General features: G+C 71.2%; 17 protein-coding genes and 2 pseudogenes. 9 read left to right on the top strand and 10 right to left on the bottom strand.

The window, feature by feature from the left end; translation table 11 throughout:
* Positions 1 to 95: 95 nt before the first annotated feature.
* Positions 96 to 533, bottom strand: a complete 438-nt coding sequence (locus ABZ656_RS03925) for an ATP-binding protein (RefSeq protein WP_060898683.1) — start codon at positions 531 to 533, stop codon at positions 96 to 98.
* A gap of 114 nt (positions 534 to 647) precedes the next feature.
* Between ABZ656_RS03925 and ABZ656_RS03920 the strand changes: the two genes are divergently transcribed.
* Positions 648 to 1,484 (top strand): helix-turn-helix transcriptional regulator, encoded by an 837-nt coding sequence (locus tag ABZ656_RS03920; protein ID WP_360264177.1) that lies wholly within the window; start codon positions 648 to 650, stop codon positions 1,482 to 1,484.
* Positions 1,481 to 1,744 carry a DUF397 domain-containing protein gene (locus ABZ656_RS03915; protein ID WP_101401618.1) on the top strand — a complete coding sequence of 88 codons (264 nt, stop codon included), beginning with the start codon at positions 1,481 to 1,483 and terminating at the stop codon, positions 1,742 to 1,744. The genes ABZ656_RS03920 and ABZ656_RS03915 overlap by 4 nt, the downstream gene beginning before the upstream one ends.
* On the opposite strand, the gene ABZ656_RS03910 is transcribed toward ABZ656_RS03915, so the two are convergent.
* The 3 genes from ABZ656_RS03910 to ABZ656_RS03900 form a co-directional block, all read right to left on the bottom strand.
* A complete protein-coding gene (locus tag ABZ656_RS03910) occupies positions 1,666 to 3,003 on the bottom strand; it encodes an MFS transporter (protein ID WP_360264173.1) in 1,338 nt (445 codons plus the stop codon). The genes ABZ656_RS03915 and ABZ656_RS03910 overlap by 79 nt on opposite strands.
* Positions 3,000 to 3,656, bottom strand: coding sequence for a helix-turn-helix domain-containing protein (locus ABZ656_RS03905; protein ID WP_360264170.1), 657 nt, complete (start codon positions 3,654 to 3,656; stop codon positions 3,000 to 3,002). The genes ABZ656_RS03910 and ABZ656_RS03905 overlap by 4 nt, the downstream gene beginning before the upstream one ends.
* Before the next feature lie 70 nt (positions 3,657 to 3,726).
* Positions 3,727 to 4,821, bottom strand: coding sequence for an alanine racemase (locus ABZ656_RS03900; RefSeq protein WP_101401615.1), 1,095 nt, complete (start codon positions 4,819 to 4,821; stop codon positions 3,727 to 3,729).
* 140 nt (positions 4,822 to 4,961) lie between these two features.
* Here ABZ656_RS03900 and ABZ656_RS03895 point away from each other — a divergent pair, with 140 nt between their 5' ends.
* Together ABZ656_RS03895 and ABZ656_RS03890 are read left to right on the top strand one after the other, a co-directional pair.
* Positions 4,962 to 5,555, top strand: a complete 594-nt coding sequence (locus tag ABZ656_RS03895) for a TetR/AcrR family transcriptional regulator (RefSeq protein WP_101401614.1) — start codon at positions 4,962 to 4,964, stop codon at positions 5,553 to 5,555.
* Positions 5,548 to 6,405: an alpha/beta hydrolase gene (locus ABZ656_RS03890; protein WP_101401613.1), complete on the top strand. Its 858-nt coding sequence runs from the start codon at positions 5,548 to 5,550 to the stop codon at positions 6,403 to 6,405. The genes ABZ656_RS03895 and ABZ656_RS03890 overlap by 8 nt, the downstream gene beginning before the upstream one ends.
* 7 nt (positions 6,406 to 6,412) lie before the next feature.
* Here the strand turns inward: ABZ656_RS03890 and ABZ656_RS03885 are convergent, their stop codons facing one another.
* The 4 genes and pseudogenes from ABZ656_RS03885 to ABZ656_RS03870 form a co-directional block, all read right to left on the bottom strand.
* Positions 6,413 to 6,937, bottom strand: a complete 525-nt coding sequence (locus ABZ656_RS03885; RefSeq protein ID WP_180362152.1) for a CAP domain-containing protein — start codon at positions 6,935 to 6,937, stop codon at positions 6,413 to 6,415.
* Between the two features lie 266 nt (positions 6,938 to 7,203).
* Positions 7,204 to 7,875 (bottom strand): annotated as a pseudogene (locus tag ABZ656_RS03880) (isocitrate lyase/phosphoenolpyruvate mutase family protein); the annotation flags it as partial.
* A gap of 69 nt (positions 7,876 to 7,944) precedes the next feature.
* Positions 7,945 to 9,693 carry a DUF2264 domain-containing protein gene (locus ABZ656_RS03875; protein ID WP_360264164.1) on the bottom strand — a complete coding sequence of 583 codons (1,749 nt, stop codon included), beginning with the start codon at positions 9,691 to 9,693 and terminating at the stop codon, positions 7,945 to 7,947.
* Between the two features lie 78 nt (positions 9,694 to 9,771).
* Entirely contained in the window at positions 9,772 to 10,803 is a 1,032-nt protein-coding gene (locus tag ABZ656_RS03870) for a rhamnogalacturonan acetylesterase (protein WP_101403839.1), read from the bottom strand.
* Positions 10,804 to 11,172: 369 nt separating this feature from the next.
* Between ABZ656_RS03870 and ABZ656_RS03865 the strand changes: the two genes are divergently transcribed.
* Positions 11,173 to 12,843 (top strand): rhamnogalacturonan lyase B N-terminal domain-containing protein, encoded by a 1,671-nt coding sequence (locus tag ABZ656_RS03865; protein ID WP_360264161.1) that lies wholly within the window; start codon positions 11,173 to 11,175, stop codon positions 12,841 to 12,843.
* A 2-nt stretch (positions 12,844 to 12,845) separates the two neighbouring features.
* On the opposite strand, the gene ABZ656_RS03860 is transcribed toward ABZ656_RS03865, so the two are convergent.
* Positions 12,846 to 14,255, bottom strand: coding sequence for an RICIN domain-containing protein (locus ABZ656_RS03860; protein WP_360264158.1), 1,410 nt, complete (start codon positions 14,253 to 14,255; stop codon positions 12,846 to 12,848).
* Between the two features lie 159 nt (positions 14,256 to 14,414).
* Here ABZ656_RS03860 and ABZ656_RS03855 point away from each other — a divergent pair, with 159 nt between their 5' ends.
* The 4 genes from ABZ656_RS03855 (at position 14,415) to ABZ656_RS03840 (ending at position 20,516) form a co-directional block, all read left to right on the top strand.
* Positions 14,415 to 16,583 carry an autotransporter gene (locus tag ABZ656_RS03855; RefSeq protein WP_360264155.1) on the top strand — a complete coding sequence of 723 codons (2,169 nt, stop codon included), beginning with the start codon at positions 14,415 to 14,417 and terminating at the stop codon, positions 16,581 to 16,583.
* A gap of 1,014 nt (positions 16,584 to 17,597) precedes the next feature.
* Positions 17,598 to 18,542, top strand: a complete 945-nt coding sequence (mmuM, locus tag ABZ656_RS03850; RefSeq protein WP_360264152.1) for a homocysteine S-methyltransferase — start codon at positions 17,598 to 17,600, stop codon at positions 18,540 to 18,542.
* A gap of 133 nt (positions 18,543 to 18,675) precedes the next feature.
* On the top strand, positions 18,676 to 18,960 hold the full coding sequence (locus ABZ656_RS03845; RefSeq protein WP_218977875.1) for a hypothetical protein: 285 nt from the start codon (positions 18,676 to 18,678) through the stop codon (positions 18,958 to 18,960).
* A complete protein-coding gene (locus tag ABZ656_RS03840; RefSeq protein WP_360264149.1) occupies positions 18,957 to 20,516 on the top strand; it encodes an amidase in 1,560 nt (519 codons plus the stop codon). Before ABZ656_RS03845 ends, ABZ656_RS03840 begins: the two co-directional genes overlap by 4 nt.
* A 232-nt stretch (positions 20,517 to 20,748) precedes the next feature.
* On the opposite strand, the pseudogene ABZ656_RS03835 reads toward ABZ656_RS03840, so the two are convergent.
* A pseudogene (locus ABZ656_RS03835) lies at positions 20,749 to 21,234 on the bottom strand (carboxylesterase family protein); the annotation flags it as partial.
* Between the last annotated feature and the right edge of the window lie 4 nt (positions 21,235 to 21,238).

Here is a 21,238-nt window from a genome sequence, read left to right as displayed (position 1 = left end):
CCCTGGTGTTTTTTCGGTGCCCAAGGTCCCCGCCGCGCGGCGGCGGGGGGGGGGGGGGGGGGGGGGGGCCCCCCCCCCCGCCCCGCCCACCTCAACTACCCACCCAGGCCCACCAGTAGCTCCGCCCACACGACCTTGTGGGCCATCCCGATCCGGGGCTCCACACCCCACCGCTCGGCCAGCGCCGCGACGAGCACCAGCCCGCGCCCGCCTTCGCCGTCCGGCTCCCGCAGCACCGGCAGCCGCTCGGTCCGCCCGTCGGCGACCTCCACGCGTACGACGCCGTCGCGCAGCACCAGCCGTACGCGGAAGCTGCGCCCGCGCACGCTCCCGTGCCGTACGGCGTTCGCGGCCAGCTCCGCCACGACCAGGCTCACGTCTTCGCTGGCCTCACTGTCGTACGCGAACCCCCACACGTCCATCCGGTTCGCGACCAGCCGCCGCGCGAGCCGGGCGCCTCGCGGCGTGCTGCTGAAGAGTTGCGTGAACGTACGTACGGTGACCGGTTCCTGGGCCCGGATGTCTCCTTGCATGGCCCAACGGTCCCGGGTGTCATGGGCGTCGACCAGCGACGCCACTCGTACGCCGGATTCTGTAGGAGTTCACGCTATGGACAGTACGAGTCACCGTCCGTGACCATGCCCATCATGACCAACAGCACCACGAACGAGCCCGAGCCGTCGGACAGTCTGAAGACGTTCGGCCTGGTCCACAAGGCTTGCCGCAAGCGGGCGGCGCTGACGCAGGAGGAGTTCGCTCCCCTGGTGGGGTACCAGCCGTCCACGGTCGCGTCGATCGAACAGGGGAGACGACTGCCGCCGCGGGCGTATGTGGAGCGGGCGGAGGAGGTGTTGGATGCGTTCGGTGTGCTGCGGGCAGCGGCGAAGTACGCGACGCGGCAGCCGGGTTTGGCGTCCTGGTTCCGCGAGTGGGCGGAGCTGGAGGAGCAGGCGATCAGTCTCTACACGTACGAATGCCGCTTGGTGCCGGGCCTGTTGCAGACGGACGGGTACGCGCGGGCGGTGATGTGGAACGTGCCTCAGCGGCCGACCGACGAGCAGATCGAGCAACGCGTGGCCGCGCGCTTCGCGCGACAGGAACTGCTCAGTTCGAGCCGGAAGCGGCCCACGGCGTTCAACTTCATCATCGAGCAGGCGGTGTTGGAGCGGCACACGGGCGGCGGGGAGGTCACTCGAGTCCTGATCGACCACCTGCTGGAGGTGACCGAGCGGCACTGGAACGTCGAGATCCAGTTGATGCCGCTCCGGCAGCCGGTGCACGCGGGTCTTGACGGCCCCATGCACTTGCTGGAGACCCCGGAGAATGAGTGGCTCGCGTACGCCGAAGGCCAGAAGACCGGGCACCTGATCAGTGACCGTAAAGCGATCAGCGTGCTCCAGCAGCGGTATGCCAAGATGCGCTCACAGGCTCTCACCCCCGAAGACACAGCGAGCCTGCTCCGGGAGATGCGAGGAGCGCTATGAGCACCACCGAACTGGCCTGGTTCAAGAGCACGTACAGCGGCAGCGAGGGTGACGACTGCGTCGAAGTGGCCCTCTCCTGGCGCAAGTCGACGTACAGCAGTGGAAGTGAAGGCGACTGCGTCGAGGTCGCCACCTGCCCCACCAGCATCCACCTCCGCGACTCCAAGAACACCTCGGGCCCTCAACTCGCCCTCTCCCCCACCACCTGGACCGAGTTCGTGGAGTTCGCCGTACGCGAGGGCGTGGACCGGTCCCGCTGAATCCACAGCGCGGCGCCCACCGCCAGCGCCGTGCCCCCGAGTAGCCACGGCAGCGGACCCGACGGAAGCACCCCGACGACCAGACCACTGAGCGCACCCACGAGTTGCAGGGCCAGGGACTGGACGGACAACGCCGTGGCGCGCCCGGCGCTGGGGACACGGCGGTGCAGGAGCTCGTTCTCGCTTGGCGCCGCCGCCCCGATGGCGAGGTAGACGAGGGCGTAACCGCCGGCGGCGAGGACCGTGGCGAACGGTGCCGTGGACACCGCCGTGGCGCCGAGCAGAAGCAGCCCGCTCGCCCCGGCGCCGAGGCTCACCATGACCGCGCGCTCGCCACTGCCCGCGAGCCGGGCCGTGAGCGGAGCGAGGTGGCTGCCGACGCCGGAACTGACAAAGCCGAGGCAGGCGATGACGGCGTAGACGACGGCGCCGGACTCCGAGGCTCCGGTGAGGGCGGCGGCGCGGCCGGGGGTGAGGAGTTCGAGCGCGGCCAGGGCGCAGCCGGTGGCCCCGGCGCTGAGGAACACGCGCCGGACGAGCGCGTCCCGTGCGCCCAGCCGCAGTCCGCCCACGACGGTGGCCGGGATGCCCTGGAGGATGTCGCGGACGGTGGTCTTCGCGCGGGGCGGTTCGCGCAGGGCGGTCAGGACGTACAGCACGAAGGCGATGTCGACCAGCGCGCCGAGGAGCAGCGGGACGGAGAGGGGCAGTACGAGCCCGGAGGTCGCCCCCGAGAGACCCGCCCCGAGGTCGGGGCCGAGTCCGAGGAGCCAGGGCAGGGCGCCGCCGAGGAGCGTGCCGGTGGCGAGCGCGGCGGAGGTCGCGGAGCCGCCGCGGGCGAGTCCCGTACGGAGTTCGGCGTCGGGGCCGGCGTGGGCGTGGACGGTGTCGACGTACCAGGCTTCGGCGGGGCCGCTGGACAGGGCGCGGGCCGTGCCCATCAGAACCATGCCGAGGGTGAGGACCCAGGCGGTGGTGCCCAGGGCCTGGAGGGTCAGGGCGGTCAGGTTGAGCAGTCCGGCGGCGGCCAGGACGGCGCGGCGGCCGAGTACGTCGGAGAGTCCTCCGGTGGGGAGTTCCAGCGCGGCGGCGGTGAGGGAGTGAGCGGCGAAGAAGCCCGCGATGGCGGCCATGGTCATGCCCCGCTCGGTGAAGAGCAGGATGAGGGGAGCGGTGGTGAGCCCCGCGGGCAGCCAGAAGAGGGCGCAGGCCGTGACGTAACGGCGGCGGGCGGCATGTAAGTCCAGCGACGTCGTCATGACCCGGAACCGCCCTCGGTCCCCGACCCCGCCGCACCCGGCCCCTCTCTTCCCGGCTCCGCGTCGGGCCCGCTCGGCGCCAGCGGCAGCCCCGCCGCGACGAACACGACCCGCTCGGCCCGCGGATCCTCCGCGTCACGCGCGGCCAGTTCCTCCAGCTTCCGGTCGATCGCCTCCGAGAGTTCGGTGAGCGACTCGGGGGTCAGACGGGGCATCAGGTCGGTGATCCCAGCCGCTTCCCGCCACTCCTGGCCCAACCGCCCTTCGGCGACATCCGCCTCGTACCGTACGAGCGACGCCTCCAGGTGCTCGATCTGGCGCCTGCGCGAGAGGCTCAGGAAATCGCGGCTGGCCGGCGAAGCCTCCATGGCCTTGTTGCTCCAGGAGGTCACGGAATGCACCGCCTGCCAGCGGCGCTCCCGCCCGTCCCGGTGCGCGGCCTCGGCGACGAACGCGTACTTCGCCAGAACCCGCAGGTGATAGCTGGTGGAGGCGGACGACTCCCCCGTCCTGACCGCGAGTTCACTCGCGGTGGCCGGACCGTCCTGTCGCAACATCCCGAGCAGCCGGATGCGCAGAGGGTGGGTGAGCGCCTTCAGGGCCCCGGCGTCCCGCTCGGGATCGAGTACGCGTTTGTGCTCGTCGCTGACCATGCCGGGAGCCTAGAGCGCACCCGACACTTTCCAAAAGTATTTTTGCAGAATTTATTTGGCGATCTGGCGATCAGGTGTTGGCGCCCCGTGCCGCCACCCGCCAGCGGTCCAGTTCCACCCCCTGGCGGGCGATCACCAGCTCGTCCGCGAGGTTCACCGGTTGGCAGACGTGGTTGGGGACGACGGCGAGTACCGAGCCGAGGCGGGGGGCGGGGACGCCCTCCGGGAGGTGGACCACGGCATGGTGCTCCCAGAGGGCGGTGATCGTGGCCTCGGGGTACTGCGGGAGGTAGCCGTGGCCGGTCACCCACGCGGAGCGGTCCGCGCCGAGGACCTTGCTGCCCGCGTCGAGGACGAAGCGGTCCGGGGCGGGGACGCTGATGACCGTCGAGGCGGCCGCGAGGGCCAGGTCGTCGACACCGCAGCAGCCCATGGCCAGTTGCTGGGCGTCGTTGAAGACGTAGACGCCGGGGCGGAGTTCGTCCACCGGGCCGGGGCGCCAGCGACCCGCCGTCGGAGTCGATCCGCCGCTCAACACCCGGGGTACCAGGCCCAGTTCACGCAGGGCCTCCGCCGCCTCGGACAGGGCCCGTTCCTCGTCGCGGGCCGCCCGCTCCCGGGCGTCGGGGTCGTGGCCGTATCCGTGTCCGGGGAAGGTGAACGCGCCGAGCACGCTCAGCCCGGCGTCCGACGCGGCGCGAGCCACCCGCCCCGCGTCCGCGGCCGGCACCCCGGTCCGCGCCGTCCCGCAGTCCACCTCGACCAGCACCTCCACCGCGCGGTCACTCCCGCGCACCACGTCCCCCAGCCGCCGCGCCGCCTCCACCGAGTCGACGCCGACCCGCAGCGCGACCACGTCGGCCAGTCGGCGCAGGCGACGCGCCCTGTCCTGGTCCGGCCAGAGCGGATACGCGACGAACAGGTCGTCCACGCCCGCCGCCGCGAACGCCTCCGCCTCGCTCAGGGTCGCCACCGAAAGCCCGCGCGCACCCGCCCGGAGCTGCCGCCCCGCGATCTCCGCGCACTTGTGGCTCTTGGCGTGCGGCCGGAGAGCGAAACCGCCGGTCCTCGCCGCCTCGGCCATGCGGGCGATGTTCCGGTCCAGCACGTCGACGTCCACCACCAGCGCAGGCGTGACGATCCCTTCGGGCAGTTGCTCAAACATCACTACGTCCTCCCCGGTCCGCTACAGCCTCTCACTCCCCACATGCCTGTGTATATTAGCCCTCTGCCTAGGGCTCCTAGGCAATCAGGCAGGACAAGCCGCACAGAACCAGACAAGCCAGTGCTCCAGAGGTGGTCCCCATGGCCCGTGCCGGGCTCACGGCCGACCGTGTCGTCGAGGCCGCGGCCGATCTCGCCGACGAGGTCGGGTTCGAGAACGTCACCCTGTCCGCGTTGGCGCGCCGGTTCGGGGTGAAGGACGCAAGCCTGTACTCGCACGTCAAGAACCTGCAGGATCTGCGGACGCGGGTCGCCCTGCTGGCCGCGGGCGAGATGATCGACGGGATCGCCACGGCGGTCGCCGGACGGGCCGGCAAGGACGCCCTCGTCGCCTTCGCGGGCGCCTACCGGACGTACGCGCTCGCACACCCCGGCCGCTACACCGCCACGCACACGCCGATCGACCCCGCCGTCGGCGCCGCGTCCGACGCGTTCCGGCGTACCGCCGAGATCACCTACGGCATGCTCCACGCGTACGGCCTGTCCGAACCCGACCTCACCGACGCCGTAAGGCTGTTGCGCAGCACCTTCCACGGCTTCTGCGCCTTGGAGGCGATCGGCGGATTTCACGCGACCAGGGACGTGCAGACCTCGTGGGAGCGGGCCCTCGACGGCCTGCACACGGCCCTGGAGTACTGGCCCCGGAGCGAGCGGAAGGAAGAGGATCATGCTTGACAGGCACTACGACGGGCACTACGACGTGCGGGGCAGCGGGCCCCTGCTGCTGGTCATTCCCGGCGGGGCCGGTCACCCCATGGGGCTGGAGGGCGCCGTCACGCACCTTTCCGAGCGCTTCACCGTGGTGACGTACGACCCGCTCGGGCTGTCCCGCGGCCCGCTCGACGGGCCGGTCGAAGACCAGCGGGTGGAGGTGTGGAGCGACCGCGCCCACCAACTGCTCCACTCCCTCCTCCCGGACGGCGAGTCCGCCTGCGTTTTCGGGAGCAGCTCCGGTGGGATCGTCGCCCTCGACCTGCTGGCCCGTTACCCGGAGCGGCTGCGGCGCGTGGTCGCGCACGAGCCGCCGAGCATCGGAGTGCTGCCGGACGCGGTCCGGCAGCACGCGATGATCACGGAGGTGCACGAGATCCACCGTACGAAGGGGGTGGCGGCGGCGACGGCCCGGCTCGGCGCCGGTCTGGAGGGCCGGAGTTGGGAGCCCGGCCCACGCCCCGCGTCGGCTGCCGCCGACGGCGGCGAGAAGACGCAGAGCGGGCAGAACACGCCGGACTCCCAAGAGACGCAGAACACGCCCATGGACATCTTCCTCGGCCACGTCCTGCGCCCCTTCACCTCCCACGCCCTGGACCTGGACGCCCTGAAGGGTCTGTCCTCCCGGCTCACGCTCGGTGCCGGACGCGACTCACGGGGCCAACTCCCCTTCCGCACCGCCGCCTTGCTCGCCGAGCTCAGCGGCGGTGACTTCGTCGAGTTCCCCGGCGGTCACCTCGGAGTCCTCCAGCACCCGGTCGCCTTCGCGGACCGCTTGACCGAGGAACTCGCTCCCGCGACGGCGGCCGAGTAGGCCCCCGCTACCCGGGAATCCCGAAGAGCTGGACCGCGTACTCGCCGGACGTCCCGACGCCGGTCTCCGTGAAGCTGCAGTTCAGCATGGTGGACTTGTGCGCGGAGCTTCCCAGCCAGCCGTCGACGTGGGCCTTCGCCGAGTTGTAGCCAGGTCCGGAGACGTTCTCGCCCCAGCTCCGCCAGTTGTAGCCGACGCGGTCGAGCCGGGTCTCCTCATTGGATCCGTCGGACCCCGTGTGACCGGTCAGATGGTGCGCGGCCATGTCGTTCGCATGGGTCTGGGCGGCCTGGGTGAGCTTCCCGTTCTCCTTCAGTGCCGGGCAACCCGCCTTGGCGCGCTCCGCGTTGACCAGGGACAGGATCTCGCTCGCGGAACTCTGCTGCGCGACGCCGGGACGAGCGAGTGGCGCGGTGCCTGTCGGCGTCGTCGCCGCCACGGCACCGGCTCCGGCCGCTCCGGTGAGCACCAGCAGAGGGGCCGCGCACGCGGCAACGCAGACACGGCGTATTCGATTGCTCTTGGTTCGCACGGGATTCCCTTTCGTCAGGGGCGGTCGGCAGCTCCCCGACATCGCGTGCGACGCAACGCGAGGAACGTGACGGCACCCTCCCCGCCCTTGGCCGTCACCAGCCCGCGGCCACCTTCGCCGCTCGGGTGAGGGGCATGACAACGCCTCCTCGTACAACATCCACACTAAGCCCCACCACGCGGGCCCACGACTCAGGCCGAAGTGCCGGAGGGGCTGGTCTCCGCGCAGGTCAAGAAGCTGAAGCAGGCCTAGGCCTTGGCCTTGGCCTAGGCCCTGTCCTGGGCGCTGAGTGCCTGCACCTCGTCGTACGTCGGCGCGGTGCCCCGCGGCGGGCGGCCGGACCGGATGTCCGCCATCGCGTCCAGCGCCGCGCCCAGGGCCCGCCGGTAGAGGTACGAGCCCAGGCTGATCCTGCGTACGCCGAGGTCGGCGAGGTGGGAGAAGGGCGGGCCCGCGGGTGAGTAGAGGATGTTCAGCGGTACGTCGAGGGTTTTGAGCAGGGCGGTGACGCGGGCCGGGTCGGTCAGTCCGGGGACGAACACGCCGTCGGCGCCCGCCTGTTGGTAGGCGTCGAGACGGCGGACGGTCTCCCGCTCGTCCGCGCCGTCGCCGAGCCAGTGGGTGTCGGTGCGGGCGTTGACGAAGAGGTCCGGTACCGCCGCCTTGACCGCCGCGATCTTCGCCGCGTGCAGGTCGGCGGGGCCGAGGCCGTCCTCCAGGTTGATGCCCACCGCCCCGGCGGCAGCCAGCCCGCTCGCCAACTCCGCCACCTCTGAGGGGTCCTGGGCGTATCCGTCCTCGGCGTCGACGGACAGCAGGTACGGGCCGGTGCCGAGCTGCCGCGCGAGCCGCACGGTCGGATCCCGGGTCACCGCGGCCCCGTCCAGCAGTCCGGCCGCCGCGGCGACACCGAGGCTCGTCGTACCGATCGCCGCGAAGCGCGACGCTGAAAGACGGAACCTTGACGTGGGCGTACGCCCCCGTCACCCCGTCCTACGCGAGCGCCCTCACCGGGGCCTCACCGACCACGACGACGCTGAAGGTCGCCCGTCTGAAGCCCTGAACCGGAAGCATGTCGAGGGGCCCGAAGGCCAGCTCACGCGGAGGTCGTACTCCCCCTGCCCCTGCCCCTGCCCCTCCACGTCCACGTCCACGGACACGGACACGGACACGTCCACGGACACCGATTCTGTGAGGGGCAGGGGGTCCGGCTCGCCGGTGAGCCGGGCGAGGGCGACGAAGAGCGTGGCGCCGGGTCCCGTGACACCGGCGGAGTCCAACAGGTTGTGCACGGGGAGGAGTTCGGCGTGCACGCCGCCGTCCCCGGGCCACCCCGTGACGCGTACCGGCGTTCCCGGGGCCGCTCCCGCCACCAGGTGGGCCCGTACCTCCACCGCTCCCCGCGCGACGACCAGGTTCACCACCCGCGCTCCCCCACCCGCCGTGTGCCGGGACGCCACCCAGCCGTCCCCCGCGCCCAGCGGTTCGATGCCCGTCCGGCTCGGATCGTCACCGACGATCACGCTGTTGTCGTACGACGCCGAGGGCGCGGTCGCGGTCGAGTATGCGAGCCGCGTGTAGTAGGGGTCGTAGCGGACGTCCTCGCTGCCGTGGTTGTGGAGTCGGACCAGGCCGTCCGAAGTCGTCGTCTGGAGGAGCCAGTTGGGCGGTCCTACGGGGGTGACGGCGTCGGCGCGGCCGGTCGGGCCCGGCTCCTCCCGCGCCGTCCACACCTCGTGGTCCGGTGGGAGGAGCAGGCCGACGAAGGCCTTGCTCGCCCAGTACGGCGAGGCCGGGCCCGAATAGCCCTGGAGGACCGTCTCGTCGGGGCCGTGCCAGCCGAGGGTGAGCAGGCCACGGTCGTCGACCGCGCCCCGGTCGAGGAAGTGGCGCAGCGCACCGGACGCCAGGCGTCGGGTCTCGCCCGGCGACAGCGGCGTACGGCCGGTGAGGGCGCCGAGCCACAGCGGGGCGGTCGTCGCGAAGCGGTAGGTGAGGGAGCGGCCCTGGCGCATCGGGGCGCCGTCACCGCCGAACAGCCGGGCGTAGTCGGCGAGATGGCGGGAGAGCCGGCCGCCGTACAGGTCGAGGAGCCGGGTGTCGTCCGCGAGCCACGCGTGCAGCACCGGGTACAGGTGCATCGCCCAGCCGTTGTAGTAGTCGAAGGCGCGGCCGGGGCCGTCGGTGTACCAGCCGTCGCCGACGTACCACTCCTCGATCCGCTCCAGGCCCCGGTCGATCGCGGCCCGCGACGCCTCGGGCTCGTGGCCGATCTCCGCCAGGAAGCCGCCGACCGTCACCGGGAACAACTCCCAGTTGCAGGCCCAGGGTTCGGCCGTGAGCGCGTCGCCGAGCCAGGCCGCGGCCCGCTGCCGGACACCGTCGTCCAGGCGGTCCCACAACAGCGGCCGGGTGAGCCGCAGCGCGAGAGCGATCGACGCGGCCTCGACGAGGGGCTGGCTGCGGTCCGCCACGCGCGGCCAGACACCGGCCGTACCGGCGGCGAGTCCGTCGGCGTACCGCTCCAGAGCTTTCTCGTCGCGACGGAAGGCTGCCAGGAGCAGGGTGCGGGCGTAGCCCTCCAGGCCGTCGGAGAGCCGGCCCGACCAGCTCGTGTGCTCACCGGGGAGGTGGTAGAGGGAGCCGTTCTCGGTCGCGTACGGGGCGACCGCGGCGAGCAGGGAGTCCGCCGTCGCCTCCCAGTGGGCGCGGGTGTAGCCGGTGTACGGGCTGAGGGTGCGGTCCTCGTCGGGCATCAGTGGCGCTCCGTGGTTCGGCGGCTCGGTCGGGTGGTACCTGGGGCGCCCCGGTTCCGGACGGAACGCCCCAGGAGTTCATCCCACCCTCACCTGGCGCTCTGGCACCAGATGCTGGGCGAGGAGTTCGTCGCGGACGAGGCCTGCGTAGACCGTGGCGCCGTGCACGGAGGTGTGCGTGTTGTCCCGCTTCTCGTTGTAGAGGTAGATGGCCTTGGAGCCCTCGACGCCCAGCGACTCGACGAGGGCCTTGGTCCTGGCCGTCAGGTCGATGAGGGGCACGTGCTCGGCGGCGGCGACCGAGCGGATGACGGCCGGGTGGTTCACGCCGAGGCCGTTGACCAGCAGGGCGGTGTCGTTGTTCAGGGTGCCGTCCGCGTTGAACCAGCGGCGGACGATGGGGGTGACCAGGACCGGGTCGCCACCCCGCGCTCGGACCCCGGCGACGAGGGTCTCCAGGTTCGCGCGGTACGTCGGCTCGTCCGTCGTCTTGTCGTTGTGGGCGAGCTGGATGAGGACCAGGTCGTGGCGCCGGATGAGCGGCTGGACGGTCGGGAAGAGCGCGGGGTTCTCGAGGTAGGTGACCGTACTCTCCCCGGAGTCCGCGTAGTTGGCGACCGAGACGCCCTTGCGGAGGTACTGGGGCAGCTGCTGGCCCCAGCCGAAGTAGGGGTCGCCGGGCTGGTCGCAGACCGTGGAGTCGCCGACCAGGAAGATCTGACGGGTGCGGGGGACGGCCGGCGTCACCTTGATGTCGGCGAGCGCGGGCGCGGAGCCACCGAGCACCAGGTCCAGGCCGGGGGTGCCGTCGGGACCGGTCGGCTCGCCCTCGGGAGTGCGGACGTTCACCGTGAAGCTGCGGGTCACGGGCCTCCCGGCCGCGGTGGCGGTCTCGGGCAGCAGCGCGCGGCGCGTCTCACCGCTGACGCTCGTGCTCGCCACGGCCTCCCCGCCGAGCCGTACGCGCACGTCGTACGTGCCGGGCGCGACGTCGAAGTGGCAGGCGGTCGCGGTGCAGTTCTCCAGGCCGAGGGCGCGGAACCCTCCGTGCGCCTGCGCCGGTGTGGCCGACAGCGCGGTGGCAGCGGCCAGCGCGGCCACTCCGGCCAGGCGGCCCCGGAGAAGTGCGGGTGCGTTCCCGCGTCGTTCGGTGCGTGCTGTCGGCGTGCCGGACGAAGGTCCTCGTAGCGGAGCTACTTGGGCCTTTGGCCGGTGCGGCGAGAGTGCGTGCCGGGCGGCGTGGGGGCGTGCCTGAACTTCCCCGGGGTCGCCTTGGATGAAACGTCTCATTGCGGCTCCTCCAACAGGACGACAAGACCTGGCGGCTGGACCGTACCGCTCTCCGCAAGCGCTTTCTAGTACTCGACGCGTTTTCACATGATTGCCAACTCCCAAGCGGCGAAAGCCCTTTCGCGAAATCGATTCAACTGCCAGTCTTCCGGACACCCGCACACCCCCACCTCCGAAGGAGGCACCCCCATGTCCGGATCCACCGACAGATCCCTCGGACGCCGCACCTTCGTCCTCGGCACGACCGCGGCGGCCGTGAGCGCGACGGCCCTCACCCCGACGGCCGCCGCCGCGAGCTTCGGCTACACGGACGACGGCTCGAACTACGTCGTCGACACCGGCGCGAACCTGGTCTTCAAGGTCAGCAAGACCAACGGCGACCTGACCTCGCTCGTCTACCGCGGCACCGAGTACCAGGGCTACGGCGGCAAGAACTCGCACGTCGAGTCCGGCCTGGGCACCTCCACCGTGACCATCGCTCAGTCCGGTTCGACGATCCTCGTCTCCGTCGCGTACGGCACGCTCAAGCACTACTACGCGGCCCGCAGCGGCGAGAACAACGTCTATCTGTGGACCAACAAGGCCGACACGTCGGTCAGCGCGACCCGTTACATCGTGCGCGTCAAGGCGGGCCTGTTCCTCAACGACGAGCCGGACTCCTACACGTACGCGCCCACCACCATCGAGTCCGCGGACGTCTTCGCGAAATCCGACGGCCAGACCCGCTCGAAGCACTACTCGAAGCTCCGCGTCATCGACTACGACCACATCGGCTGGACCACCGGAAGCGTCGGCCTGTGGATCGTGCGCAGCAACCACGAAAAGGCCTCCGGCGGTCCGTTCTACCGCTCCCTGCTGCGGCACCAGAGCGCGGACGGCGGCGGGCTGTACGAGATCCTGTACTACGGCGAGAACCAGACCGAGTCGGAGCGCTTCGGCCTCCAGGGTCCGTACGTCATCGCCTTCACGGACGGCGGCGCGCCCCCCTCCTCGCTGTACGCGGGGAATCTCACCACCCCCTGGGCGGACTCGCTCGGCATCTCCGGGTACACGGCCGCGAGCGGCCGGGGCCGGGTCGCGGGCGTGGGCATCTCGGGGCGCGACACGGCGTACGCGTACACGGTCGCTCTCGCCAACCCGGCCGCGCAGTACTGGGGTCCGGCACGGGCCTCGGACGGCTACTTCTCGATCGCGGGCGTGCTGCCGGGGTCGTACACCCTCACGGTCTTCAAGGGCGAACTCGCCGTGCACACGACGTCGGTGACGGTCACGGCGGGCGGGACCACGACGCTGAACAGCATCGCGATCCCCTCCTCCAACGACCCGTCCAACGCGAGCGCGATCTGGCGGATCGGCAACTGGGACGGCACGCCTGGCGGGTTCAAGAACGCGGACCTGATGACGTACGCGCATCCGTCGGACGTACGGGCCGCGTCCTGGACCGGCAACGTCGTCGTCGGCAGCGGCGGCGAGACCTCGGCGTTCCCCTGCTACCTGTGGAAGGACGTCAACAGCGGCATCATCGTGTACTTCAAGCTGACCGCCGCCCAGGCCGCCGCCGCGCACACCCTGCGCATCGGCGTGACCACGGCCTACGCGAACGGCCGCCCGCAGATCGTGGTCAACGACACCTGGACCTCGGCCGTCCCCTCGCCGCCCGCCCAGCCGAGCACCCGCTCGCTGACGGTGGGCTCGTACCGGGGCAACAACTACACGTTCAGCTACAGCGTTCCCGCGTCCGCCTGGCTGACGGACACGAGTGCGTACAACACGCTGAAGATCTACGTGGCGAGCGGTTCGGGGTCGGCGTCTTTCCTCAGCGCCGGCACCTCCGTCGACGCCGTCGACCTACTGACCTGACGTCATGTTCCGCGCGTCCACTGCTGGTTGGTACCTCCGTTGCAGGTGTACGTGATGATCGCGGCGGAGTTGGCGGTGGACGCGCCGGACACGTCCAGGCACTCACCGCTCGCCCGGGCCTTGACGAGCACATAACTGCCGGACGTGGACAGGCTCCACTGCTGGGCGGTGGCGCCGGTGCAGTTCTCCTGGGTGACAGTGGCGGAGTTCTCCTGGAGGCACAGGGAACTGCCCCGGCCCATGAGTTCGTAGTAGCCGGTACCCAGGTCCTTGAACCACCACTTCTGGTTGGTGCCGCTGTTGCAGGTGTACTGGCTGATCGCGACACCCTGCCACAGCGACTGGCTGGGAACGTCCGCGCACTTGGCGCTGGACCGGCCGACGAGGGTGTTGTACGTGGCGCTCGTCCCGTTGACCGTGCCGGCGGCGGTGTCGACCGAGACCTCCGGGTACCAGGACATGGACATCGAGGTGGAGGTCGGGAAGGTCAACGGCAGCCAGACGTAGCGCGAGTCATTGACGGTGCCGCCGAAGGAGTTGCCCCAGCGGTCGCCCATGTAGAGGTACGAGGTGCCCGAAGTCCCCTGCACCGGAAGGACGTACGCGGTCTGCGAGTTGTACGTCGTCGAGTCGCCGACGTCGGCCATCGCGGTCCAGGGACCGGCGATGCTGGTCGCGGTGGCGTACTGCTGCTGGTTGGCGTTCCAGCCCGTGGCTGCCGAGGTCAGCATGAAGTAGACGCCGTTGCGCTTGAACAGCGCCGGTGCCTCGCGGTGGCCGCCCACCCACGGGTTGGCGACCAGGCTGTCGATGCCCGTGTAGTCGGCGGTGAGCTTGTAGATCTGGAGGTCGTAGTTCTCGCGGGCCGCCGACACCATGTAGCCGGTGCCGTCCGTGTCGACGAAGGTCGTGATGTCACGGGACATGTACTGGCCGAGCGGCTGGAAGCTGCCCTGGTAGGTGTAGTTCCCGTCGACCGTGTCCGAGACGGCGACGGCGGCGCGCGCCTCGCTGTAGTCGACGCCGTTCTCCTTGTGCATCCACATGACGAACTTGCCGGTGGACGCGTTGTACATGACCTTGGGCCGCTCGATGTAGGCGGTACCCAGCTCGGAGGCGCTGGACTGGGTCAGGACGTGGTTACGGAACTCCCAGTTCTTCAGGTCCGTGGAACGGTAGGCGTCCACGTACCGGAAGGTGTTGTCGGCGTTGCGGTCCTCGCCGAACCAGTAGTAGTAGCTGCCGACCCTGATGACCCCACCGCCGTGCGCGTGCACGGCGTTGCCCGAAGTGTCGGTGAACTGGGTGCCGTTGGTGATGGTCTGGGCGGCTGCCTGGGCCGGTCCGGCGGTCACCAGTGCTACGGCGAACGCACAGCACAGGGCGACAAGGATTGCGTACACACGTCTCATCTGACGCCTCTCGGAGGGGGTTCGAGATTTCGTACGGCATCTGTCATTACGAACGCCGAAAAGGTAAGGGTGTGTTACGGGAAGGTCAACGGGTCGCGCGTGACAAAGATGGACGCGAGTTTTCTGTTATCGCCACCGTCCGCGTACGTCTCCGATGACGTGCGCAGCCATACCCACAAGACAGCAGCCGCCGTGGGCGCCCTCGCGACCGTCGCCTTCCTGGTCACCGCGCCTCCCTCTTTTGGCTCCGTTCGCCTCCGGGGCGCTCCAGCCGGTGTCGAGAGCCCCTCCGGCTCGGTCGCGGCGGCCTCGGCCGCCGGCGGCCGTGACGCCACCGCCGACGTCCTCGCGGACCGGGACATCACGCTCACCGGCGACACGGTGGTCACCGTGCCGTCCGGCACGACGACGTACGACGGGGTGTTCCGCGGCCAGGGCACCCTCACCGTGCGCGGCGGCGGCACGCTGATCCTCAACAAGGACAGCGACTTCACGCTCCCGGCGGCCCGGCAGCGGCAGAAGGTGACCACCCAGGGCGGCAACCACCCGTACACCACCGTGAGCAACCCCGACCCGCCTGCGATCACCGTCGAGCGGGGCGCCACCCTCCAGTACGGCACCGGCGGCGGCACCGGTCTGATCGGCCACTTCCCCTACAACACGCCCGGTTACCAGCTGAACCAGCTCAACGTGCGCGTCGACGGCACCCTGCGCCTCTCCCTCACCCGCACCTTCAACATCGGCACCATCAGCGGCTCGGGCCTGGTCACCCAGCCGCGCAACATGTGGGGCACCCTCGACCTGGCCGGCACCCACCCCTTCTCCGGAGTGATCGACAACGGCACCGGCATGGCGGTGGGCCGCCCCGAATACCCGGTGGCGCTCCCGAACGCCCGCGCCATTCTCAACCAGGGCTCCTGGATCATCGACACCCCGCTGCACCAGACGATCACCCTGCGCCAGAACTTCTACCAGCGCGCGTACGGCAGCGATGTCAACGTGCACTCGCGGCCAGGCAGCAAGGTCGTGCTCACCGGCCAGTACGGCTACAGCGACCAGGGCGGCGACACCGACCCGTCGTTGAGCGACCCGGGCATCAACTGGCGTCCCATTGCTCATCAGTTGAACAAACGCGGCACCAACATCGAGGGTGCGGACGTCCAGTGGGGCGACGGGACCACCCACAAGATCTTCATGCCGGGGACGAAGGACACCGTCTACATCAACCTGCACATGGCGAGCGGCGTCCGGTCCCGGCTGACCTTCGCCTACGACGGTCCCGTCACCCTGGGCGCGCCCATCGGCGGCGGCCGGTACCACGACACACTCGCCGCGCCCGGCGCCGGGGACGTCGTGATCAAGGGGACGCCCGGCAACGACGTGACCTTCGCGGCACAGCAGTACTACGACGGGTCGACGACCATCGAGAAGGGCGCCGTGCTGCGGCTGGGCTCGGGCGCGCGGGGCGCTGACGGCTCGCTGCTGAGCGGCACCGAGCGCAGACGGATCGTCGACAACGGCACGCTGATCGTCCGCAACACCGCAACTCCCCTGCCACTGACCCGTGTCGGCGGCATCGGCGGGCTCACCCAGTCCGGCTCCGCGACGACGACCCTGACGGGCGGCGAGGTGTCGTACACGGGCCCGACGACAATCACCAAGGGCACGCTCGCCCTCGCCTCCGGCGCCACGCTCGCGCACAGCAAGGCGATCCGGCTCACCTCGGCCGGCGCGCGGCTGGACGTGCGGACGACGGGACTTCGAGTGTCCACGTCCCTCAGCGGCAAGGGCACGGTACGAGGTGCGGTCGTCAACGACGGCGAGGTCTCGGGCGCCCTCACGGTGACCGGCGACTACACCCAGGGTGCGAAGGGCACGCTGGTCCTGCGCGATCGGCCCCTGAAGGTGACGGGCGGGGTACGGCTGGCCGGGGACCTCGATCTGTCGGCCGCCGGGACCGACCCCGCCCGCGAGATCAGGGTGCTCGACCACACCGGCCGGGCGAGGACGACCGGCGCCTTCTCCGGCCTGCGCGAGGGCGCCGCGCTCGCGCTCGCCGACACGACGTACCGGATCAGTTATCGCGGGGGCGACGGCAACGACGTCACTCTGAAGGCCGTGTCGAACCATCGGACCGTGGCGGCCCCGTCCCCTTCCACGTCCGGGACTCCGTCCGTGAAGAACTCCACCGCCGTCGGCGACAGCGAGAACGCGAACTCGTGGTGGCCGCTGCTGCTCGCACCGCTTCTGGCCGCGCTCGCCGTGCCGATCGTCCGGCGGGGGCGGTCACGGCGGCGCGGCGGACGGCGGCACGCGGCCTCCCGGTGAGTCATGGGTGGACGACGGTCACCCCGCGTTCCGCGAGTTCCGTCATGACGGGATCGGGATCTCCGTGGTACTCGCTGTACCACATGCGGTAGAGCATGGTGACGTGCTTCAGGGACGGCATGCCGAGCAGGGGACGGCAGTCCTCCAGGTCGCGGCAGTGGCCCCAGGTTGATCTCCGTGAGTCCGGACAGTCCCGTCAGCGCACCGAGGTCCCGCAGCTCGGACAGGCCCCGGATGTCGAGTTCGCGAAGGCTCGTGTGGCCGGCCAGGCGGGACAGGTCCTTACAGTCCAGGCCGGACAGACAGAGCGTCTCGATTCCCCCGGCGGGTATGTCCTGCGCCCGGGGGCAGCTGATCAGACTCAGACTCCGCAGGTCGGGGCAGTCCGCCAGGGCACGCAGCGAGTCCAGGACGCGGTTGCGGGAGAAGACCGCCTCGCGCAGGGGGGAGCCGGCCAGGCCGTCGGCGTCCGTGAGCAGGGCGCAGTCCAGGACGGCCAGTTCGCTCAGCGCGGGCAGGCCGGCGAGACCGCCGAGGCCGGTCATGGACGGACAGTCGTGGACGAGCAGCCGGGGGGCGGTGATGCCCCACGGCTGCCAGCTCCGGGCGAGCCCGGACTCGTACGCATGGGCCTCGCGGCGCCAGAAGTTCCAGTGCCTGGGGTCGTCGGTCGCGTCCCAGGCGCCGCCGGTGTCCTTGCCCCGGGTGAGTACCTTCAGGACGACGGAGCGATCATCGACGGTGACCCGCCACACGCCACCGGTGACGCCGTTCTTGAGGTTGTGGACGAGGGATTCGAAAACGGCCCGGTCCGCCGGGGCCCCGAGGATCTCCCGCACTTCGGCGCGGAGGATCTCACCGCCTTCGGTGTCGAGTTGATCGACTTCACGCATGCCCCCAGGCTAGGGCCTGTCCGGCCGGACAGGCCGGACTCTCGCGTTCCGCATCGTGGTCGTTCTGCTCATCAGACGGACATAACGGGGCTCGGCCGTCCCGATCGACTAGCGTCGTGACATGACCAGCGACACCTCCCGCAGCGCTTCCTCCCCCTCCCTCGCCGACGCCCTCGCCGACGGAACGGTCGTCCTGGACGGCGGCATGTCCAACCAGCTGGAGTCGGCCGGGCACGACCTGAGCGACGAGCTGTGGTCGGCCCGTCTGCTCGCCGAGCGGCCCGAGGCGATCACCGAGGCGCACCTCGCGTACTTCGAGGCGGGCGCGGACGTGGCGATCACCTCCAGCTACCAGGCCACCTTCGAGGGCTTCGCGAAGCGCGGCATCCCGCACGGGCGGGCGGCCGAACTCCTCGGCCTCAGCGTGGAGCTGGCGCGGGAGGCGGCCCGTCGCGCGCACGCGAAGGGTGCGACCCGGCCGCTGTGGGTGGCCGCTTCGGCCGGCCCGTACGGGGCGATGCTCGCGGACGGTTCGGAGTACCGGGGCCGGTACGGGCTGAGCGTCGCCGAACTGGAGCGGTTCCACCGCCCGCGCCTGGAGGTGCTGGCCGCCGCCGCGCCCGACGTACTGGCCCTGGAGACCGTGCCCGACGCCGACGAGGCCGAGGCGCTGCTGCGGGCGGTGCGCGGGCTGGCCGTACCGGCGTGGCTGTCGTACACCGTCGCCGGGGACCGTACGCGGGCCGGGCAGCCCCTGGAGGAGGCCTTCGCCCTGGCCGCCGACGCGGACGAGATCATCGCGGTCGGCGTGAACTGCTGCGCACCCGAGGATGTGGACGGCGCGGTGGAGACGGCGGCGCGGGTGACCGGGAAGCCGGTGGTGGTGTACCCGAACAGCGGCGAGGTCTGGGACGCCGAGGCGCGGGCCTGGAACGGGCTCTCGACCTTCACGGCCGAGCAGGTGACCGGCTGGCGGCGGGGCGGGGCGCGGCTGATCGGGGGGTGCTGCCGGGTGGGACCGGGAGCCATCACGGGGATCACCCGGGCGCTGACGCCGGTGCGGTGATCGGGTGCCGGCACCTGTGCGGTGATCAGGTGCTGACGCCCGTGCAGTAACTCCCGTGAAGCACGCGCTCAATGAGGGCTTCACGGACGGGTGATGGAGTCCCCGTACTCGTCAGCCGATCATGGAGGCCCTCTTGAACGAGCCCACCACCGAGCAACTGGACGCCTACGTACGGACCCGCCTCGCGCTCGCGGGGTTCGACCTCTCCCTGCTGCCCGAGGTGTTCGACGCGGCGACGGGGGTGCCCACACGGGACCAGGTACTGGCCAACCTGCGGTCGTTCGTGGCCTCCACTCCCGGCGCGATTTCCGGTTGGGCACCGCCCGCCGAGGGCCCCGCGTACGCGCAGCAGGCCTCACCGCCCCTCATCTACCCCTCCATCACGGAGGCCTGGACGGGGAAGGCGGACGCCCGATGAGCAGATCCCTCAACCGCCGGGTGTTCCTTGCGAGTTCGACGGCCGTGGTGAGCGGGGTCGCCTTGCCGACGGCCACCGCGGCCCAGGCCTCCACGACTCCCCGCGTCCCCGACATCCACGTACGCGAGGCGGCCCTCGCCGACCCCACCGAGGCCACGCTCACCGAGGCCGTCGTGCTCATGCGGCGCGGAAAGCTGACCTCGACGACCCTCACCGAGGCCTACCTCGACCGGATCGAGCGGTACGACGGGACGTATCAGGCGTACGCGGAGGTGACCGCGGACACGGCGCTCTCGGCCGCGCGCAAGGCGGACCGGGGGCAGGGCGCCCGGGGCGTACTGCGCGGGATCCCGCTCTGCATCAAGGACAACTACTTCACCCGAGGCGTGCCGACGCGCTGCAACTCCTCCATCTTCGAGGACTTCGTGCCGGACGAGGACGCGACGGCCGTGGCCCGGCTGAAGGCGGCCGGCGGGATCGTGCTCGGCAAGGGGCAGATGGGCCCGCTCGCCACCACCCGGGCGACGAAGCCGAACGGGACGGTGACCACGGTCAACGCGTGGACGCCCGGGGACCCGGGCGTCGACCCGGGCGGCTCCTCGACCGGGCCGGCCTGTTCGGTCGCCGGGCGCATGGCGGCGTCCTCGATCGGCACCCAGACCGGCGGCTCCATCGTGCTGCCCTCCAACCAACAGAACCTGACCGGTCTGAAGCCGACCATGGGCCGGGTGTCCATCCACGGCGTCATCCCGCTGTCCTTCACCCGCGACCACTCGGGCCCGCTCGCCCGCGACGCCATGGACGCGGCGCTCATGCTCCAGGTCATGGCCGGTCCCGACGCGAAGGACCCGCGCACGCTGGGACTTCCGGCCGTGCCCGATCTCGTACGGGCCGCCACGCCCGTTCTCTCGCGCGGCGGGGCCCTGCGGATACGCCGGGCCACCCGGATCGGGGTGCCGTCGGACTTCCTGACCGCGCAGAAGGAGCTGCGCACCGCCCTCCTGAACCAGCTGGACGCGATCCCCGGTGTCACCCTCGTCGACATCGCCTACCCCGCCGACTGGACCCTCCTGACCGGCACCTTCAACGCGGCCCGGCTCGCCGAGCGCACCGAGCCGTTCCGGCACTGGCTGCGCGAGGACCCGGCCAAGTTCGGCGTCTCGCTGCTGAGTTGGCTCCAGGGGCTGATGCTCTCGGGCGACGAGTGGATCACTGCCCAGCGCGCCAAGAACCATCTGCTGCGGGAGGTCCTGGACGGGGTCATGAACCGCTGCGACGTGCTCCTGCAGACCGGCCCCGTCCCTTTCGACATCCTGGGGCTGCCCGAGATCGCCTTCCCCATCGGCTTCGACGCGGGCGGGGTGCCGGTGGGGGCGATCCTCGGCGGGCAGCCCTACGAGGAGGACCGGCTGCTGGAGGTCGCCGCCGCGTATCAGGCGGTCACCGACTGGCACACGCGGCGGCCCGCCGACCCGGTCCCGGCCGCCGCGCGCCTCAAGGCCGTGATCGCCCGCCCCCGGCTCTCGGCGGAAGAGGTGGCCACGAACTCGGCCTGACGGCCATGACCCGGCGGGGTCGGCGCGGGCGTGACGAAGGGGTGGACGCCGGGGAGCTGAGCGGGGCACCGAGCCGCCCCGACTCGGCGTCCCACAGCGCCAGTTCACGGTCGCGCGGTCCGAGTACGGTGTGCGGTGCGCCCGCGCCGAAGATCCGGACCGGGTGCGAGGCGTCCCAGGCCTGCCAGCCCGGGTCGCCCTCGACCGCGAACCGCACCCACGCCGCGTGCATCGCGTCCGGGAAGAGGCCGTAGCCCTCCACCCCCAGCCGGTAGTTGATCGAGACGAGGACGACACCGTCCCGGGCGAAGGCGTGGCCGTCGTAGACGGGCACGGCCGACGAGCCGCGGGTCAGGGCGCCGCCATGGATCCACACCATGACCGGCAGCCGGGCGCCGGGGCCGGGTTCCGGTGTCCAGACGTTCAGGTTGAGGCAGTCGTCGCCGGGGACCACGGGGTCTGCGAGGAGCCGCGCGAACGCCTCGGAGTAGGGCGGCTTGGGCGGCGTCGGCCCGAACTCCCCCGCGTCGCGCACACCGTCCCAGGGCTCGGGCGGGACGGGTGGCCGGAAGCGGCGGGCGCCGAACGGCGGGGCCGCGTAGGGGATGCCGCGGAACACGGCGATCCCGTCCTCGTACCGGCCGCGCACCGCTCCGTAGGGAGTGGTGACCACCGGGTCGTGCGTCTGTGGAACCGAGTCCACCGCGTCCACCGCCATCCGC

The sequence above is a fragment of the Streptomyces sp. NPDC007095 genome (assembly GCF_040634475.1).
In the GTDB taxonomy this organism is placed as follows: Bacteria; Actinomycetota; Actinomycetes; order Streptomycetales; family Streptomycetaceae; genus Streptomyces.
Note: the sequence above shows the minus strand (reverse complement) of the source record. Positions and strands in the feature narration are given on the sequence as shown.

Coding starts and splice junctions, on each gene's coding strand:
- ABZ656_RS03925 (WP_060898683.1), bottom strand. CDS start 533: ATGCAAGGAGACATCCGGGCCCAGGAACCGGTCACCGTACGTACGTTC.
- ABZ656_RS03920 (WP_360264177.1), top strand. CDS start 648: ATGACCAACAGCACCACGAACGAGCCCGAGCCGTCGGACAGTCTGAAG.
- ABZ656_RS03915 (WP_101401618.1), top strand. CDS start 1,481: ATGAGCACCACCGAACTGGCCTGGTTCAAGAGCACGTACAGCGGCAGC.
- ABZ656_RS03910 (WP_360264173.1), bottom strand. CDS start 3,003: ATGACGACGTCGCTGGACTTACATGCCGCCCGCCGCCGTTACGTCACG.
- ABZ656_RS03905 (WP_360264170.1), bottom strand. CDS start 3,656: ATGGTCAGCGACGAGCACAAACGCGTACTCGATCCCGAGCGGGACGCC.
- ABZ656_RS03900 (WP_101401615.1), bottom strand. CDS start 4,821: ATGTTTGAGCAACTGCCCGAAGGGATCGTCACGCCTGCGCTGGTGGTG.
- ABZ656_RS03895 (WP_101401614.1), top strand. CDS start 4,962: ATGGCCCGTGCCGGGCTCACGGCCGACCGTGTCGTCGAGGCCGCGGCC.
- ABZ656_RS03890 (WP_101401613.1), top strand. CDS start 5,548: ATGCTTGACAGGCACTACGACGGGCACTACGACGTGCGGGGCAGCGGG.
- ABZ656_RS03875 (WP_360264164.1), bottom strand. CDS start 9,693: ATGCCCGACGAGGACCGCACCCTCAGCCCGTACACCGGCTACACCCGC.
- ABZ656_RS03865 (WP_360264161.1), top strand. CDS start 11,173: ATGTCCGGATCCACCGACAGATCCCTCGGACGCCGCACCTTCGTCCTC.
- ABZ656_RS03860 (WP_360264158.1), bottom strand. CDS start 14,255: ATGAGACGTGTGTACGCAATCCTTGTCGCCCTGTGCTGTGCGTTCGCC.
- mmuM (WP_360264152.1), top strand. CDS start 17,598: ATGACCAGCGACACCTCCCGCAGCGCTTCCTCCCCCTCCCTCGCCGAC.
- ABZ656_RS03840 (WP_360264149.1), top strand. CDS start 18,957: ATGAGCAGATCCCTCAACCGCCGGGTGTTCCTTGCGAGTTCGACGGCC.